Source organism: Klebsiella terrigena, assembly GCF_012029655.1.
GTDB lineage: Bacteria > Pseudomonadota > Gammaproteobacteria > Enterobacterales > Enterobacteriaceae > Klebsiella > Klebsiella terrigena.
Genome location: NZ_CP050508.1, coordinates 1,949,391 through 1,965,213 on the forward strand (window position 1 = coordinate 1,949,391; position 15,823 = coordinate 1,965,213).

16 protein-coding genes and 1 pseudogene are annotated in these 15,823 nt (G+C 54.1%); 1 reads left to right on the top strand and 16 read right to left on the bottom strand.

Annotated elements, in window-relative coordinates; genetic code table 11:
- Positions 1–288: 288 nt before the first annotated feature.
- Positions 289–1,233 (top strand): ArdC family protein, encoded by a 945-nt coding sequence (locus HCK03_RS09105; protein WP_167691440.1) that lies wholly within the window; start codon positions 289–291, stop codon positions 1,231–1,233.
- Between the two features lie 151 nt (positions 1,234–1,384).
- Here the strand turns inward: HCK03_RS09105 and HCK03_RS09110 are convergent, their stop codons facing one another.
- The 16 genes and pseudogenes from HCK03_RS09110 to HCK03_RS09185 all read right to left on the bottom strand — a co-directional run bounded on the left by HCK03_RS09110 (position 1,385) and on the right by HCK03_RS09185 (position 15,766).
- Complete coding sequence (locus HCK03_RS09110) at positions 1,385–1,672, bottom strand: hypothetical protein (RefSeq protein WP_167691441.1); 288 nt, start codon at positions 1,670–1,672, stop codon at positions 1,385–1,387.
- Positions 1,673–1,779: 107 nt separating this feature from the next.
- The gene (mobC, locus tag HCK03_RS09115; protein ID WP_167691442.1) at positions 1,780–2,526 is read right to left on the bottom strand and encodes a MobC family replication-relaxation protein; all 747 of its coding nucleotides are present in this window, start codon (positions 2,524–2,526) and stop codon (positions 1,780–1,782) included.
- 10 nt (positions 2,527–2,536) lie between these two features.
- Complete coding sequence (locus tag HCK03_RS09120; RefSeq protein WP_167692410.1) at positions 2,537–4,411, bottom strand: type IV secretion system DNA-binding domain-containing protein; 1,875 nt, start codon at positions 4,409–4,411, stop codon at positions 2,537–2,539.
- A gap of 749 nt (positions 4,412–5,160) precedes the next feature.
- Complete coding sequence (locus HCK03_RS09125; protein WP_167691443.1) at positions 5,161–5,466, bottom strand: hypothetical protein; 306 nt, start codon at positions 5,464–5,466, stop codon at positions 5,161–5,163.
- 18 nt (positions 5,467–5,484) lie between these two features.
- A complete protein-coding gene (locus HCK03_RS09130) occupies positions 5,485–5,787 on the bottom strand; it encodes a TrbM/KikA/MpfK family conjugal transfer protein (RefSeq protein ID WP_167692411.1) in 303 nt (100 codons plus the stop codon).
- Positions 5,788–5,836: 49 nt separating this feature from the next.
- On the bottom strand, positions 5,837–6,865 hold the full coding sequence (gene virB11 / locus HCK03_RS09135) for a P-type DNA transfer ATPase VirB11 (RefSeq protein ID WP_167691444.1): 1,029 nt from the start codon (positions 6,863–6,865) through the stop codon (positions 5,837–5,839).
- A complete protein-coding gene (locus tag HCK03_RS09140) occupies positions 6,855–8,159 on the bottom strand; it encodes a TrbI/VirB10 family protein (protein WP_167691445.1) in 1,305 nt (434 codons plus the stop codon). Before HCK03_RS09140 ends, virB11 begins: the two co-directional genes overlap by 11 nt.
- Complete coding sequence (gene virB9, locus HCK03_RS09145; protein WP_167691446.1) at positions 8,156–9,043, bottom strand: P-type conjugative transfer protein VirB9; 888 nt, start codon at positions 9,041–9,043, stop codon at positions 8,156–8,158. Before virB9 ends, HCK03_RS09140 begins: the two co-directional genes overlap by 4 nt.
- Positions 9,043–9,726 (bottom strand): VirB8 family type IV secretion system protein, encoded by a 684-nt coding sequence (locus tag HCK03_RS09150; RefSeq protein ID WP_167691447.1) that lies wholly within the window; start codon positions 9,724–9,726, stop codon positions 9,043–9,045. The genes virB9 and HCK03_RS09150 overlap by 1 nt, the downstream gene beginning before the upstream one ends.
- Positions 9,719–9,859 carry a hypothetical protein gene (locus HCK03_RS09155; protein WP_009635182.1) on the bottom strand — a complete coding sequence of 47 codons (141 nt, stop codon included), beginning with the start codon at positions 9,857–9,859 and terminating at the stop codon, positions 9,719–9,721. The genes HCK03_RS09150 and HCK03_RS09155 overlap by 8 nt, the downstream gene beginning before the upstream one ends.
- A gap of 89 nt (positions 9,860–9,948) precedes the next feature.
- Complete coding sequence (locus HCK03_RS09160; RefSeq protein ID WP_167691448.1) at positions 9,949–10,980, bottom strand: TrbL/VirB6 family protein; 1,032 nt, start codon at positions 10,978–10,980, stop codon at positions 9,949–9,951.
- Between the two features lie 72 nt (positions 10,981–11,052).
- Positions 11,053–11,328, bottom strand: coding sequence for an EexN family lipoprotein (locus HCK03_RS09165; RefSeq protein WP_167691449.1), 276 nt, complete (start codon positions 11,326–11,328; stop codon positions 11,053–11,055).
- Positions 11,329–11,338: 10 nt separating this feature from the next.
- The gene (locus tag HCK03_RS09170; RefSeq protein WP_167692412.1) at positions 11,339–12,058 is read right to left on the bottom strand and encodes a TrbJ/VirB5 family protein; all 720 of its coding nucleotides are present in this window, start codon (positions 12,056–12,058) and stop codon (positions 11,339–11,341) included.
- A gap of 23 nt (positions 12,059–12,081) precedes the next feature.
- Positions 12,082–14,829, bottom strand: a pseudogene (locus tag HCK03_RS09175) (VirB4 family type IV secretion/conjugal transfer ATPase).
- A gap of 11 nt (positions 14,830–14,840) precedes the next feature.
- Positions 14,841–15,119, bottom strand: coding sequence for a TrbC/VirB2 family protein (locus tag HCK03_RS09180; protein WP_167692413.1), 279 nt, complete (start codon positions 15,117–15,119; stop codon positions 14,841–14,843).
- Positions 15,119–15,766 carry a lytic transglycosylase domain-containing protein gene (locus tag HCK03_RS09185; protein ID WP_167691450.1) on the bottom strand — a complete coding sequence of 216 codons (648 nt, stop codon included), beginning with the start codon at positions 15,764–15,766 and terminating at the stop codon, positions 15,119–15,121. Before HCK03_RS09185 ends, HCK03_RS09180 begins: the two co-directional genes overlap by 1 nt.
- Positions 15,767–15,823: the final 57 nt, after the last annotated feature.

Consider the following 15,823-nt stretch of genomic DNA (forward strand, 5'->3'; position numbering starts at 1 on the left):
CTCCCTTTAACAACATTACTGATCGCTATCAGCTATATTCCAATCCAAGCTCAAACCCTTTCACCGCTGTGGTCTAAGGGGCGCTACGCCCGAGTATGCAGGGGCATTTTTTTCTCCCGCGTGATTTCCATTCTCGTATCTGCTTCCGGTTAATCGTTTCCCAGCACAACCCTTCCCGCAAGGGTAAATGGCACGCATTCTGCGCCCTTGCTGGCCGGAACGATGCCGGGAAAACGAACCGTCAGGCGATACGAAGACGAAATTCACACCACTGACGGAGAAAAAACCATGACGATTTCCCTGCATACCCAGACTAGCGCCCCTAACACCGCAGCGGCGACCAGCGTATCCCCGCTGGACCCGTCAGGCTCCTCAAAAACGAAATTTTCGCAAACCAGAACCGACATTTATCAGACCGTTACTGACAGCATCATTTCTGCGCTAGAAGCCGGTGTAAAACCGTGGTCTTGCCCGTGGCAACGTGTAGATGGCATGTCTGGTCTGCCTTCTAATTACGCCACTGGTGTGGCTTATAGTGGCATGAATATCATGTTGCTGTGGTGCAGCGCATCTAAACAGGGTTTCAGCGATTCCCGCTGGATGACTTACAAACAGGCGCAAGTGGAAGGCGGGCAGGTGCGTAAAGGCGAACATGGCACAACAGCCATTTTCTATACGACCCTGGAAAAGGAAAATGACGACGGAGAAACTGACTTTATCCCGATGCTGAAGACGTTCACCGTGTTTAATGTTGAGCAAATTGATGGTTTGCCGCTGAGTGACGAAGCCGTTTTCCCGGCAGAGACCTTTGAGCCGTTACCGCAGGTGGAAGCGCTTTTCCGTAACAGTGGTGCAACCATCATTGAGAAGGGACAAAACGCCTTTTTTGCACCGTCAACCGATGAAATCCGTTTACCTGAACGTTGTCTTTTTACCGATGCCGCCAATTTCTACGCCACCGGACTGCATGAGCTGGTTCACTGGAGCGGGGCAAAAAGCCGGCTGAACCGTGAAATGAAAGGAAAGTTTGGCAGTGAGAATTATGCTTTTGAGGAGCTGATCGCCGAGCTGGGAAGCGCGTTCCTGATGGCGGATCTGGGGATTGTCGGAGAGGTCCAGCATGAAAGCTATATCGCTTCCTGGCTGAAAGCACTGAAGAACGACAAACGCTATATTTTCAAGGCCGCTAGCGCAGCCTCGAAAGCGCATCGTTATTTAATGGATAATATCTAAGCAGGAAAGAGCCGCAAAGGAATGCGGCTATAGGCTTAACCAGTAACGCAGTAGAGACATGAGTGAGGCGGAGCGCAGCCAGGCGAGCACCGAACAGTTCTGTCTCTACAGTGGAATAAAGCAAGTCACACAGATAGGACTGAATGGGCAGCTATTCTCTGTTACCAGCAACTGCCTGGAGCGTCTGCAGCCGCTGTTCCAGATTATCCAATCTTTCTTCGAGATCATGGCTCCGCTGCTCAATATCTTCCAGTGTTTCTGACAGAACATCACGCAGCAGCACAAAATTTGCGTGCAGGGCATAGACAAAATCGTGGCCGCGAACCAGTAATGCTTCGCGCGGTATGTCCTGTAATGCCGATTGCGTCATCCATGTCACCAGCGCTTTTGCGCTCATTTCGGTCAGTACGTCCGAAAGTCGGTCAGTTTCTCTGTTCATTCTGGAGTCCTGTCTATTCTGATGGTGGGGGAGTATTTCGAGGGGTATTATTTCAGGCAGTTGCACTGCTGGTTGGGTGGGTTGGGGCAGTAAGTGATAGAGAAGAACTATATGCCGTGGTCTACATCGAGCCGTTGCAGCTCGTCGAGCGTATAGATGCGGAAGACATTCCGGTGGCGGGTTTCCAGCGGGATGTGCTGGTGGTTAACGATGACGTGCCTGATGCTGTCAAAGAGCCGTTCAAGGCCGCGCTTTTTCTGCGGATCCGGCACAATATAAAAAACGTAAATCCAGTCTTTACGGGTTCGGGCAAGCAAATGACTGGCGATGATCGACTGATAACGGGCTTTGGTTTTAAGACGGCGCTCGGTCTCAATGGCGATCACGGTGCCGCCGGGGAGGGTGATCAACCCGTCCGGGCGGTGACTGACCTGATAACGATTGAGGAAGGTCGTGCGATCGCCGTTTACCCACCCGGATGCGCCTTTTTGCTCAAGGATAATCCGGGCCGCCTGATTATCAAGGTGATGCTCCAGCGTCCAGCCGGTGATTTTTGAAGGCTCAAACCGCGCCGGAAAAAGCACATCGTCGGGGGTTAACACAACGGCCAGTCCGTCACTGGTTATGCCCCACAATGAAATTTTCATGGTGCGCGATACCAGGACGTGCTTTTGTATTAAGCCCATGCCCTCGACTTTTGAAAGCAGGGAATACAGTGATTTATGATCCCGGAAGCCGAACAGCAGCATCAGCGTTTTAAAGTCACTGTACGTTTCTTCCTTCAGGAAATTCAGCAGTCGTTGTATTTTTTCGCGGTGTCGCGTCTGGCGTTCGCGGTATGCGGTGATGAGCATCATTTCCCCTTTAAAAATCCAGCCATGACGGGTTTTCTTCTTTGTTGGTATTCGGTGTTGTCGTGTTTTTTTCGCCCATCTCATCAAAAAAAAGATCGGGCCGCGTTGTGGTGATCTCCGGCATTGATACGGATACGGAGGATGTTTCCTCCTCGCTAAAATCCAATACGATGTTTATTGTTGCTGCGTTGGCGGCAATCGCGGGCGGCACGGCACAGATCTCCAGTTCGCGTTTCTTCACCCTGATGGGCGAAATCAGCGAAGCAGAGGGGAGAGTTTTTGTCGTGAAGATGAAGCTGACAAAATCGGGTAGGTTCAGGATCATATTGCTGTCGGTAAAGAAACGCTCGGCCTGCCTGATGGTGCGTTCACTGTCGATAGTCTCTGTCAGCACGGCGTCGGTTTTCGCTTTGCGGACCTCATCATCGACTAATATAGTGCCTGACATCCTCGCCACCCATTCAGCGGTATCCGGGTCCATAACGCGATAAACCAGTTTGAATTTGGCATTTTCAACGACCGCGCCGACAACGGCGTCGCCTTTCAAATCTGCCGGGCAGTCTTTTAAATCGGCAATCGACTGATGGTCCATAATAATATGCACGCCTTTATCGCGCGCCGCGCCTAAGCCTTCCAGCGCGGGCCTGGATAAATGGTATTTCAGTTCGGAAAGATAAATAGCAATGGGGCGGGGCACGTCTTTCACTCGCTCGCGCCTTTCTGCCAGCTGGTACAGGCGAACCAGTAGCATGCGCTGCGCGGTAATGATTTTGCTGTTGCGCATTGAGCCAATCACATAACAGCAACCGCCTTCCTCAAATATCGTATTAAGCGAAAATCCAGTGGGGGCATTAATGGCATTGAGTAAAGCCAGTTCTTCAATTTTCCCGAAGAAGGCTTTTATCTTATCGGCAATACCCTGAACGTAGTCGCCGTTATAAACATCCCGAATGGTTGAGGAAGTATTACGGTTGACAAACTGCGCGGCTATCCGGGCCGCTTTCCGGTCGTCAATGCGATAAAAGTCCGACTCCTGACCTTTCTCTGCCAGACTGAAACCGGCAACAAAAAGCTCTTCCAACTCATCGGCATTAATCTCTTCAATCAGGTTTAACTGGTATTGGGGTTTTCGCAGGTCAATTAAGGCAAAGGGTTTGCCTGCATCCTCGCAGGCTTTACGGTAAAGGTGGGGGGCCCATTCATCATCCTTGGGGTCCATAACAAATACCCCTTCACCGGCCAGGATACTTTGATAAAGTAATATCCCGGTGGCAACGCCCTTACCAGCTCCTGTGGTGCCGATAATATCCGCGTGTTGTTTTTGCCAGTCTTTTAACGGCAGATACATCGGCTGAACATCGCGGTCCATGCCGATAAATAACCCTTTGTTCAGGTCGATATAATCCAGCGGATTATAATGCAGTGTTTCCGGCAGCAGTGATTTCACCGTACGGACATCGGTGCGTAATTCCCGTTCAAGCGTGGTTTTTCTGACGAGGCGTTTCTTTATTTTGTCTAACTCAGGTGTTAATACCCTGCGCAGCAGAATATGCAAAATAAAACCCGTTACGGTAAAGGCAATCAGCACCGGCCATGCCAGAACGGGAATGCTGGTGACTACACGGCCTTTATAAAGCCGCTGGAAAATCCAGATAACAACCGGGGCCATCGTACCGCAAAGAAAACACAGCAGGGAAAAAGCAATAATCAGCTTTTGCCACAACGGGGCTTTTTGCCGTTCATCGCTTTTCATCGACGCGAAAAACGGCATCGTCAGCCCCGATAACAGCGCCAGCATCAGCTGATGCTGTTGCATAAAAGCAATGAAGCTCAGCGCGCCATTCACTATCGGCGACAGTGAAACGGCCAGCTTATTCAAAATCACGTTGCCTCCTTCGTCAGCGGTTCGCCCCATGACATCGCCCCGTCAGTTCGCCCCGTGGTGTCGGGCGAAAAGGCGGGGCGAACGTCCGGGACGAAGAAGGTGGCCGCATTGCGGCCATGTGCCGGAAAGCAAGCTTCCCGGTACGAAACGGCGTGCGCCAGTTCATGCGGGCTGGACGCCCTTATGAACTGGCGCATGGGGGTAATGTCGCGGCTGGACGCCACGCCAAAACCCCCAGGGTCAAAGGCGGCACACCGTCGCTCGCTACGCGCGACCACCCCCTTTAAGACGGTCGCTTTCGCCTTTTTCTTCCCTTTGCTCGTTCCTCGCAGCGGGAATAAAAGGGAAGCTGACCTTTAAAGAGGGTGGTCGCGCCACGCTACCGGCTTTTGGCCGGAGACTTAGCCGCGACGGTGTGCGGGGCTTACGCCCCCCAAATAAAGCGCTGTCGTGGGCGACAGCTTTTCGCTCGCTGGGGCGGCGAAATTTATTCGGCTCCCCCCGGCCGGCAAAATCCGCGTGGGCGCGGCTGTTTGCCGGTGAGGCGCGGTGCCTGAACTATTTTCGCTCCTTAACCCGCGAAAATAATTCTGTCCGCTGCCTCATTTTTACAGCCCGCATTTCTTCACGCCTTAATCCGCGAAAAATGTGCCGGGCCGTAAAAACCTGAAAACAGCCACGCCTTAAGCCTGATTCGGCTGAAATATTTTGGCGCTATAGGGGACCTGCGAATAAAATTAATACAGGGATTAATAGTGGCTCTCACGGACTTCCCTGATGATGTCGGAATAACACTGACGACTTTCTTTAATGCTGGTTTCATCCAGCGTAAAGCCACGTAGGTTAGCTTCCTCTGTCAGCGTTATTCTGTCGGTGGCGTTCAGCGTTTGCAGCAACTGCAATAACCTGCAGACAACCCGGTAGTGATAAATTTCATAATAAAGGCCGCATCCGTGCATCGCCTCATTTTCAATGTGCTCAATAACACAGGCTGCGCGCATGGAATCCCCGCGCTGATGTGTCCTGGGATGCTGAATAAAACCCGGTTTTGTCATGATGACTACCTCCGTTAATTAACCACGCATGCGGCCAAATTTACTGATTATCTGGCTGATAATTGCCGGGTCTGCCGAATCACACTCAAGTAAGAACGATTTTCTGGCATCGGCAGTGTGGTCCGGCAGAAAACCGTGCTTGTTCTTTTTGACGATATTAAAGAATGTGCGTTCAGCAGAATGGCATTCGTTGCCGCCGCCGTTCCCGGTGGCTTTACCGTACATGCATAACACCACTTCACAGGCGTCAGCGGCCATGCCGAAGGTTGAATATGACGCCATAATGCAGAATAATAATGCGGAGGGTATTACTTTTTTCATTTCGGTCACCTTCATATTTAAACGAGGGTTGTGTGTTTCGATATGTTATTTATTGAAGCCCTTTACTGAATATACCTTTCATGCCATTGAGATTAAGGGGTTTAAAATAAACATCACTCATGCGACGTATGTCACCGTGAATATCAATGCTGACTATCACATCAATGCTCTTAAGCACCTTGCGTAACAGCACGTCGAAAGGCATGTTCCGGCAGTCAGGGTTTTCATAGCAGCGGTCAATGAGCCCTTCAATGCATTCTTCCGGGCTGCCCGCATGCAGGGAGGTCATTAATCCCTCATGTCCGGAACCAACGATTTTCAGCGCATCCCAGGCTTCCCGACCGCGAATTTCTGCCAGTAATATCCGGTCAGGGTTCATACGATAATTGGCGCGTATCAGTCTGCCGGGCGTGACAATGGCATTATCCCCGGCATCCGCCGGATAAAAGAGATGGACATAATTGGTGTGGTGATAGAAGCGGATTTCGGGACTATCCTCGATGGTGGTCAGCCTGAGGTGCCGGGGAATATGGTGCAGCAGCGATTTCATATAGGTGGTTTTACCGGATCCGGTTTCACCGACGATAAAAATCGTCTTGCCGTATTCCACCGCTTTTTCCATAAAGCGGGAAATTTCCCCACCTTGAAAATAGCGGGTCAGTTCAACATCTTTGCCTTCCGTTCGCTCCTTACCGCTTACCCGGTTATAAAATCCCGCATCAATCCATGACTGATGCGTTTTCTGCCCGAATGAGGGTTTGCGCAGCGTAATAGACACGGTATTACGCTCACAGGCCGGGGGAATGATGGCCTGAATGCGCTCGCCTGATTCAAGCGTGGCGGAAAGGATCGGCGAGGTGTCGTCGATATTATCGTCCTGCCACGACGCCAGTGCTCTGGCAAAGGCGTAACACTGACGCAGCGTAACCGGGGAATCATGTTTTTGCCATTTCCCCCGGATTTTGGTATGGAGTTCACCCGGCCGGTTAACGGCAATTTCCGTCAGGCCGTCCTGCGCAATAAACTCACCAAACAGCTGGTTTTTCATAAAATCCAGCGACAGGTTTTCAGCGTTCATACCACCTCTTTTTCAGTCGCAGCTGCCAGACGGATGAGAAATCAATGTCGGTGCCGGTCATGATCCCGATGACATCACCCTGATTCAGGTACAGGGTGGGCGGGATATTGATGCTGTTGTCCAGCGTCGTTTTCGCCATTTCCGCCGTGGCTGCGCGGGTGTTTTCGGTGTAGTCGGTATTGCGGTCTTTCCCCGGGGCAGCATCCGACGCCGCCGCAACCACGTCCTGCACGGTACTGAGCATCAGGGCATTGCCGAAGCGCTCCCAGAAATGGTTGTCGATCCAGCCTGAGATCCCCGCTTCGCCGAGCGGGCCGCTGGCCTGCGTATCAGTTAGCGGGATTTGCAGGCTGCCGGGCTCAGGCGTGCGCAGCTCCGTCCACAGCACAAACATCCGGCTGCGTCCGTGTTGCAGCGCCCCGGTGCGGTAGATGCCACGGGCGACCGTTCCCGCCGGGATCAGCGTCACATGGTTGCTGGCGCTGTAAACATCTTCACTGACCAGGCAGGAAATATGCCCCCCGGCATCGGACACGAAGCGCCACATCATCGAACACGGGATATAGCGGTCCACCGGGATATAGAGATCAGGATCGAGACCCAACCGTCTGACGCCAGTGACTCGGGCGACGCCCGGATTGCCGTTGTTACCCGTTTCCGGCACGGCAGTATCCGTGCAGCGAAGGCTGCCATCCTTTCCTCGGGTCAGTACTGACGGGCAGGATGTGTACGTCGTGGATGATGACCCACTGTCGGATGTTTCTGCGTGGCTGCGCGTTTCACCCGGGGACGTGCGTGCATTATCACCCGGCATTGTTCGGGCGTTGTTCAGCCCGTCAGCCAGCGCGGCTGCCTTGTTCAGGGCGGGTGGGGCCGGTGGCAGGGTGGGTGCGGGAGTGACGGTCTGGCTGGCAGGGGCAGTGGCTTTCTGTCTTTCCGGCCCGAACAGGCCAAACGGGTTACTGTCCATGCCCAGATTTTTACGCTCCTGCTGCGCAGCCCCGGCAGAGTGTGGCGGCGCGGTGTCGGCTTCTTTCTCATTACCCCCTTTCAATGCACTGAAAATCCGATCGCCGCCGGATGCCAGGGCGATCACCAGCGCCAGACTCAGCAGGCTGACGATCAGCGTACGGCGACCGGATGCCTTACGAAAACGGCTCACTTCCGGCTGGCCGGGTGGTGTTTTCTGCTCCGGCTCCTGATACGCCATTGTCGCACGGGCGCGTTCGCGGGCTTCCGCTTCCCGCTCTGCGGTGGTTTTTTCCGGTTCATCCGGGACAGGTTTATCGGTCATTTCGCCTCCAGCGTAACGGACGGTGAAACAGTGTCGCTGCGGGTTATCGGGATGCGCCCGAATCCGTCGTTTTCGATCCCCACCACCGAGGTGCCGTAACGCAACACCAGTTGTGGCGCTGCCGGAACCACCATCACGGTGTAATTACCCTGCTTAACTGTCCGGGGCGTGACTGCCTGCTCCCGTCCGTTAACCACCCGGAAAACGGAAGGCAGGGTTCTGATGGGGGAAAAACCGATATAAGCAAAACGACCGTCGTCCCAGGCAAAATCCGGCGCGATGGAGGTCGAACCGGCGGCGACCCGTTTGGTGTAGCGCCAGTTGCGCGGCGTGCTGGGCTGTCCGAATGCTGCCGCTATCTGCTGCTTTTCCCGTCTTTCACGCTGCTGCGTCTGACGCGCGGCGCTGGCGGCGGCGGATTGCTGGAGAACCTCGGCCGGATAGTGGTAACGAATAACAAATGCCTGCGCGGGGGAATCGTGGTCCAGCACGTTCAGCTCCAGGCTGTAATCACGCTTTGAGGTCACCACGAAGAGGTTGGTCTTCCAGTCCTTTGCCGTGGGCAGGAACACCTGGCTGACGTTATTGCCGCTGGCGTCCGTCACCGGCTGGGTGATGGGGTTCGGGCTGACGCCTACCCGGTTATCACTCTTCGTTACCGTCCAGCCTTTGGGAAAACCCGCTTGCGCATCAATCACAGCTTCATCGTCGTCAAACAGCAGTGTGGTGACGTAGCCAGGGCGGGTATTCACCACGGTGGCGTTCTGGCTGTTATACGATACGTTCTGCATCCGGCTGTCATAGCCACTGCCACGCGGGGTGGCGGCACTCCATGCCGCGCATGATGCCAGTAAGCCTGTCAGGAGCAGGATGTTTTTCAGCATCATTCGTTCCTCAGTTCTTTATCGCGCTGGTAGCTGGTGACGATAAAGCCCAGCGGGTTCACTTCACGCTGGCTGTCCGTCAGTTGCTGATGCGGGACATAACGATAAGTGAGTCGGATATTCCAGAAGTCCGTTTTCACTGAATTATCAGAAATACGGCGAAGGGTACGCTTGATACGCAGGGTTGCCAGGTTATCCTGCCCGGTGGCAGGCGCGTGCACATTGGAAATAATGTCGATATAGACGACATATTCGGCTTTATTAAAAATAACGTCCGGAGCCTGGTCGCCGTTAAACCCATCCAGATAATCCCGGTTCACGTTGTCGCTGTTAAATAGCTGTACGTCGTCATAATCACGCTGGAGGGCGAAATAGTTATACCCTTCGCGGAGTCTGACATAGTGTGCCGCCAGTGAATGGGCCAGCGCTTTTTCAGACGCCATATCCCGCTCTTTAAGGCGGGTCATATACTCATAACGACCGGTCTGTTTGTCCACCGACCATAATTCAATGTCAGTGGTTTTCAGCGGCAGCAGAATAAGAATGGCCGTAATTGCCAGTGCAGCCAGAATCAGCCCGGCAGCGGCCACCCGCCAGGCAGTTTTGCGGGAACGCTCTTCTTTTTCCAGCAGGATGGATTCAAAAGAGCGCGAGACATTAATGATGTGCTGAATATCAGACATGGTGAGTCAGCTCCTGGATCATGGCGGGGGAATTCACCGGCTGGGGATCGCCGGACACCGGCGGAAGGTCGCCCTGATGCTGCGCACAGCCCGTAAGCGCGCACAGCACCAGAAGCAAGATGCTGAATTTCATGGAAGCCTCTTATCGGATTAATGCAGGAAGGCCTCACGGCTGGCAGAGGCCACGGCGTGACGGAGAAAAGAAATTAGCGGTCGGGAGGATTAACGATGGCGCTGCTGATTCTGGCGTTTCATGCTTTCAATGGCGGTGGCACGTTTCTGCCAGGCGCTCACGGTTTTGCCCGCCCCTGCGGCAATGAACCTGCCGGTTGTCGCTGCTGCGGCCATGCCACCTTTGGCGGTCAGTCGGCCCCCGGCCTTTATGCCGGGTCTGGCGACGTCGGCAGATTTGCCCGCCAGTCCGTTCAGTCCGCTCATGGCGGCACCCTGTAACACGGCCTGCACGGCGGCACCGCTCAGCGCAGTGGCTATTTTCGCTGAAAAATACACCACGACGCCTGCGGCAATCCCGGCCAGCAAACATTGCGCCGCCAGGGTGACCATATTGCTTTCAGCAGACGTTGCTGTGGCGGCATCCAGTATTTTATTCAGGTAGTTGATGGCGATCCGGACAGACAGGGCAGAGAACATGATCGTTAAGATTGCGGTAAATAGTGTTTTCAGCCAGTTATCAAACATGGGTTTAAGAAAACCGTACAGCAGGCAGAAAATAAAGAGTGGGGCGGTGGTGGTCATTAACAGAATGGTGATTTCGGCGAGCAGATTGACAAAGGTTGCAGCGAGTAACAGAACGATTGCACCGGCCCAGACCAACACCTCGGCAAAGCCGCCATTCACTTTAACGTAGGTGGCGGTATCGAGATTAAACAGCGTTTGCCCCAGCGCTTGTGCCTTTTCCCACACCGTATCGAGCAGTGCCCAGACATTATCATCGCCACTGATGCCGTCCTTAAGCCCTTCAATGGCCGCAATGATGGCATCCAGCCAGCCATCGCGGTTTAAAACAAAGGTGGTGATCAGCAACATGCGCCCCACATCCCAGACAACATCTTCAACCGGTGTCTGGAGTTTGCCGCCAAGCGTCTGATACCCGCGATACGTAATAAACAGGGTGAAGGAACTGACGATAATCGCACTGATCAGGGTGCCGTAGGTAGAAGACTGACCTTCTAACACGGCGTTAAGTCCATCCATGATGTTTTTGTCCATACCAACAAAAATACCACCGGACATGGTGCCTCTCATTAGTCAGGAACAGACAGGGGATAAAACAGGGAAGGATCCCTGTTTTTGTTGGCGGGGATCTTACTGAGTGACGGATTTTCTTTTTTGGGCTTCCTGCTGAAACAGTGTCTCGAATTTTTCCCTGATGCCGGGTTTTCCTGCCTGGGCAAACATGAGTGCTGCCCGGTGCGCAAACTCGCAGTTGTCGCTTGCCTCGCCATCCCTGAGGCATTGCGTATAGACCTTATAGGTGTCATCGGGATGTTCTTTATACCAGGCTTCTGATTTCGTCTCTTTACAACCGGATAAGACGAGAATGCCTGACATGACGCACAAGATTAATACGGGCTTTAACATGTTAACCTCCCTATAGAGAGTTCAGATCGGCAACGGGCGCAGTTAATTGCTGTTGCTCAAAGGCCTTCTGTTTTTGCTGCTCCAGCAGCGTTGTTCGCTGTTCAGCCTGTTTGACAGACATCTCCCACTGGCTGGTCAGCGCATTCAATTGTACGCTTTTGGCCGCGATGGCGTTAGCCAGGTCCTGTGACTCTTTCGAATCCTGCGCATTAGCAATACGGTCTGATAAATCTGATATATCACCGAGCGTGCCCGTGATCTTGTTTTCAACCTCGGACGTATTTTCTATTGCTACGGCTTGATTCAGGATCATCTGTTTGCAGCTGTCCAGATAGCGTTGTGAAGCGCTGGACGGGTTACAGGTATCGAACGTTTTATATTTGTTATACAAGCTATTCAGTTCAGACGAATATGACCCGCTTTGGTTGCTCAGCAGGTCATCCAGTGAAATACCGTTTTGACGAAGATTATCAATATCGGTTTTCAGACTTTTGGCCTCGCGGAGAAATGCCTGAACGTCCCGCACGCCCGTTGCCGTGGCTAATTGCTGCTTGTAGGCATCAAGTTCACTTCTGTAATGGGTGACGGTTTCCTGCCACTGCTGGAGTTTCTGGATCCACTGATTCATGGATTCGGTATTCTGTACGGCGTCGAATACCGGTATTCCGGCGCTCATCGCCTGGGTGGAAATAAACAACGATAATGCCAGTATGATATTTCTGAACCGCATTTTCATTACCTCCGTCATGAATATTACAGGGCTTGTTCAAGGAAGGCGGCTTTCCAGTCATCAGGCGGCATACCTTCCTGATACAGGGTGTCGAACAGCTTCAGGTTGTCTTCGCTCCCGCTCAGCATTTTGGTAAGTTTCCCGAGACCCGCTAAATCCATTTTCGCCATCGCCACAAAAGGCCGGGTTTCACCTCCGCGTAACGGCGTTTTCAGAACCACCATATAGCGCTCACCCGGATCGAGGTTTCTGACGATGTCGTACACGCTTTCCGGCACTTTCATCTTTTCCACGTAATCTGCCCGGCTGGCCTTCGGGTTGGCGAGAAAAATCTGCGTGCTGCACTGCTCGATAATCGCCGGGGCAATAGGGTGTTTGACGATTTCGTCAGGTGACTGGGTGGCGGGGACGAAGATGCCGTTCAGCTTGCGGATCACCTTCAGCATATTGAGCGAGAAGCGGGAAAATTCGACATCGGCCAGCCATTTCCAGAACTCGTCCATGAACATCACCAGCCGGCGGCCGTCCAGCAGGCTGGTGACGCGGTAAAGCAGATAAAACGTGATGGGGCCGCGAATATCGTCATCATCGAGAAATTCCGTACCGTCGATACCCACGTTATCAATGTTGCTGATGTTGAAGGTGTCCTCCTCATTGTCGAATACCCAGCCGAACTCGCCGCCCTGCGCCCACTGTTTAAGGCGAATACGTAGCCCGTTGAGGCGGGCGTCGGCGGTTGGCGGCTCCGGCAGGACTTCCAGCAGCCGGGTGATCCCGAACTTGCGGTATTCCGGCGGGTAGTCGAGCATAATGGTATCCACGGCGGCACTGATGCGCTCCTCATCGCGCGGATCGAGCGGCTTGCCGTTGCGGCGGCACAGCATGCGTACCAGTCGTTTGATAAAGCTGATATTCCGCCGGGTTGGGGCCAGCGAAAACGGGTTGAAACCGGTAGGCACGCCGGTGCGAATACGAAAATAACGCCCGCCCATCTGACGTATCGCCATCTCCGCTGCCCGGTCCTTGTCGAAATACACCGTGGTGAACCGCTGAATTGTGGCTGAGGCGCTGAACGTCGCCGGATTGCGGTACTTCTGCATCAGTTGCTGCATCATGGTCATCAGCATCGTTTTCCCTGAGCCGGTTTTCCCGATAATCGCCGTATTACCCGGCGTTTTTTCGTTGAAGTCATCCCGTCCGCTCTGGCTGTCGTGCAGGTTCAGGTAATACCCGCCACCGCCAGGGGATTTGAGGATGGCGATGGCATCGCCCCAGGGATTGCCGTTTCGTTTATGAGGATGAAAATTGTGCAGGCTCGCCAGGTCGGCAAAGTTCTGGCTGCTGACGGCCACCAGTCGGGGACGCAGCGTATAGATACCCGGCAGTTGCGCCAGGTACGCGGCGGGCAGCGACAGCGTGGACAGCGTCGTCATGATGCCGAGGTCGGCGAAAGGCTGCGCCAGCGCGTTGGTATCCTTCACCACCTGCTCGGGGCTGTCTGAAGATACCAGCAGGGAGAAGTGGTATTTCCCGCAGGACACATGCCCGGACTGGAGCAGGTCACGCAGGACAATCAGCTCTTCCCGCTGTGAAGTGGCGTCGTCATCCGCCGAATTCAGGCGCTTTTCCGCCAGGCGAATATGCTTCTGCGCCTCATCGCGGGCCATGCAGGTGAAGGATTGCGTCAGCACATACTCGCTTTCGGCATACAGCAGCGCGTCCAGCAGGCCGGTCGCGGTCTCCGGCGAGTAATCTTTGATTTCCAGACTGCGGAAAAAACGGGAGCTGCCGACGGTCTGGCACTCGGCGGTGTCGGTGGTAAAAAAGATATCCGGCGTGCTTAATGTTTCATAAAACGGCGCAGGCGTGACCGCCACCTTTTGCCACTGGCCGGTGAGCAGACGGTGATAAAAGGACAGCTGGGCGGAATACACCCGCCCGTTATCTTCATACATCCCCAGCGGCGTCGCCGTATAGCGGGACAGCGCCGAAGCCAGCGCATCCCGGTATTCCAGCATCACTTTCAGGGCATCATCCAGCGCCGCTTTGCGTTTACCGGACGGCTGCGCCTTCATGGCCTTTTTCTCCAGCGGAGAGAAGGCTACATAGCAGACGGTGAAAAACAGCCGGTGCCGCCAGAACGGCTTTTCGTTGATCGGCTGGGAATACAGCCGGGTCACTTCATCAGAAAAGGGAATACCTGAATTTGCATCAAAGGCATCGTGGTATTTTTCCCGGATACGGTGAAGATAGAAAGTGACTGGCAGGCCTTCATATGCACGAATCACGTTATTGAGATGCGTCGCCATTAACGTCAGGTGATGTTCGTCCTCGCATTCAAAAACGGAGCCCTCCAGCTCCCAGCTGGCAACCAAATCACCCTGGCGGTTTCTTATTACCTGGGGATGGATATGGGAGGAGTAGGGAATATGCTTATCCAGCGTAACGCGCTCGTTTAACTTCATCTTTTCAATAAACTCCGAAACGTCGACGGCGTCATAGCGGTTTGCCAGCAGGGCGTTGGCACCAAAATGTTTATTGGTGCCAAACCGGCCACGGGTTTTAAAGGCCAGCCAGAGCAGCCCGAAATAGTGAATATCGGTCCTGGCCTTTGCCTACATCTCCAGCCAGGCAGGAATAAGCAGTAATATCAGGTAATAGCTGACATAGACCGCCAGCAGGACGATGGTCCCGCTGACCATCACGAACGGCACGAGGGGAATACCGGCTATGGCGGCAGGCCGCGTCAGCGCTTTGTTCAGCGTACCCATCGTTACCTCCCTTATGACGCCCAGTAAGCACCGAAACCTGACGCACCGACGATAAGGATGGCGCCAATGATGACGTTGCGCATGTCATGCAGGCTCTTGCCGTCAAACAAGACTTTGTATCCCACCCACATGGTGGCCAGCGTGATGGTGACGGCGGCCAGTCCGAGCAGGCCGGTGGAGGTGTTGCTCAGCGTCTCATTGGCTTTATTAAATCCGCTGTCTGCTGCCAGCACCGGGCTTGCCATTAACAAGGAAGAGAGGACGGGCAAGTCAGTCTGTTTTCGTTTCATCATTGTTCCTCCTGGGGGCCGGGAATGGGTAACGCGCCGCGTATCACGGCGTTGGGGTAGCGCAGGGATGTCAGAACTGGCGTGGCGTTATCGGTAAGCTCGCCACGCATGACGGCGGTGGGGTAATGGATTTCAGGCACGAGCTTTTCGGTGGGAGGTCGCTGCCGGTCTTCCCGCGTTGACGGCACGGTGTAGCCGATGCGCTGGATGTAGCTGGTCTGGTTAAACGCGGATTCCGCTCGCTGACCGGTCGTGAAATTTCCTGAGTAATAGCAACTGAGCGCACGCTTGAGGGAACCGCCGCGGCGGTAGCAGTCGGTGAGGATGTGCTCAAACACGGACAGGTTGGTACAGGGGTCAAGAAGGTCACTGGCGGTCACGCCGTAATGACGGAAATTGGTGCTGGTGATTTGCATCAGCCCGACCGAATAACGTCGGCCCTTTGCCGCCAGCCGTCCGGTTAGACTGACGGCCTCATCCTTGCTTGTGGGGAAATGTGAAGTCACGCCTTTGCCACCGGGCAGAATTTCAGCGATGGCATACGGATTCAAACCGGATTCGACCCGCGCCACATCAAGTGCCGTCGACGGGTGAACGCTGGCGGAGCACTGCATCGACAGCGTAAGAAAGGCTGTGGTGGATAGCATGGTGGTCTCTTAACAGTCAGCCCGGCGGGTATAGACCAAGCCTCTGCCGGGGGAAGG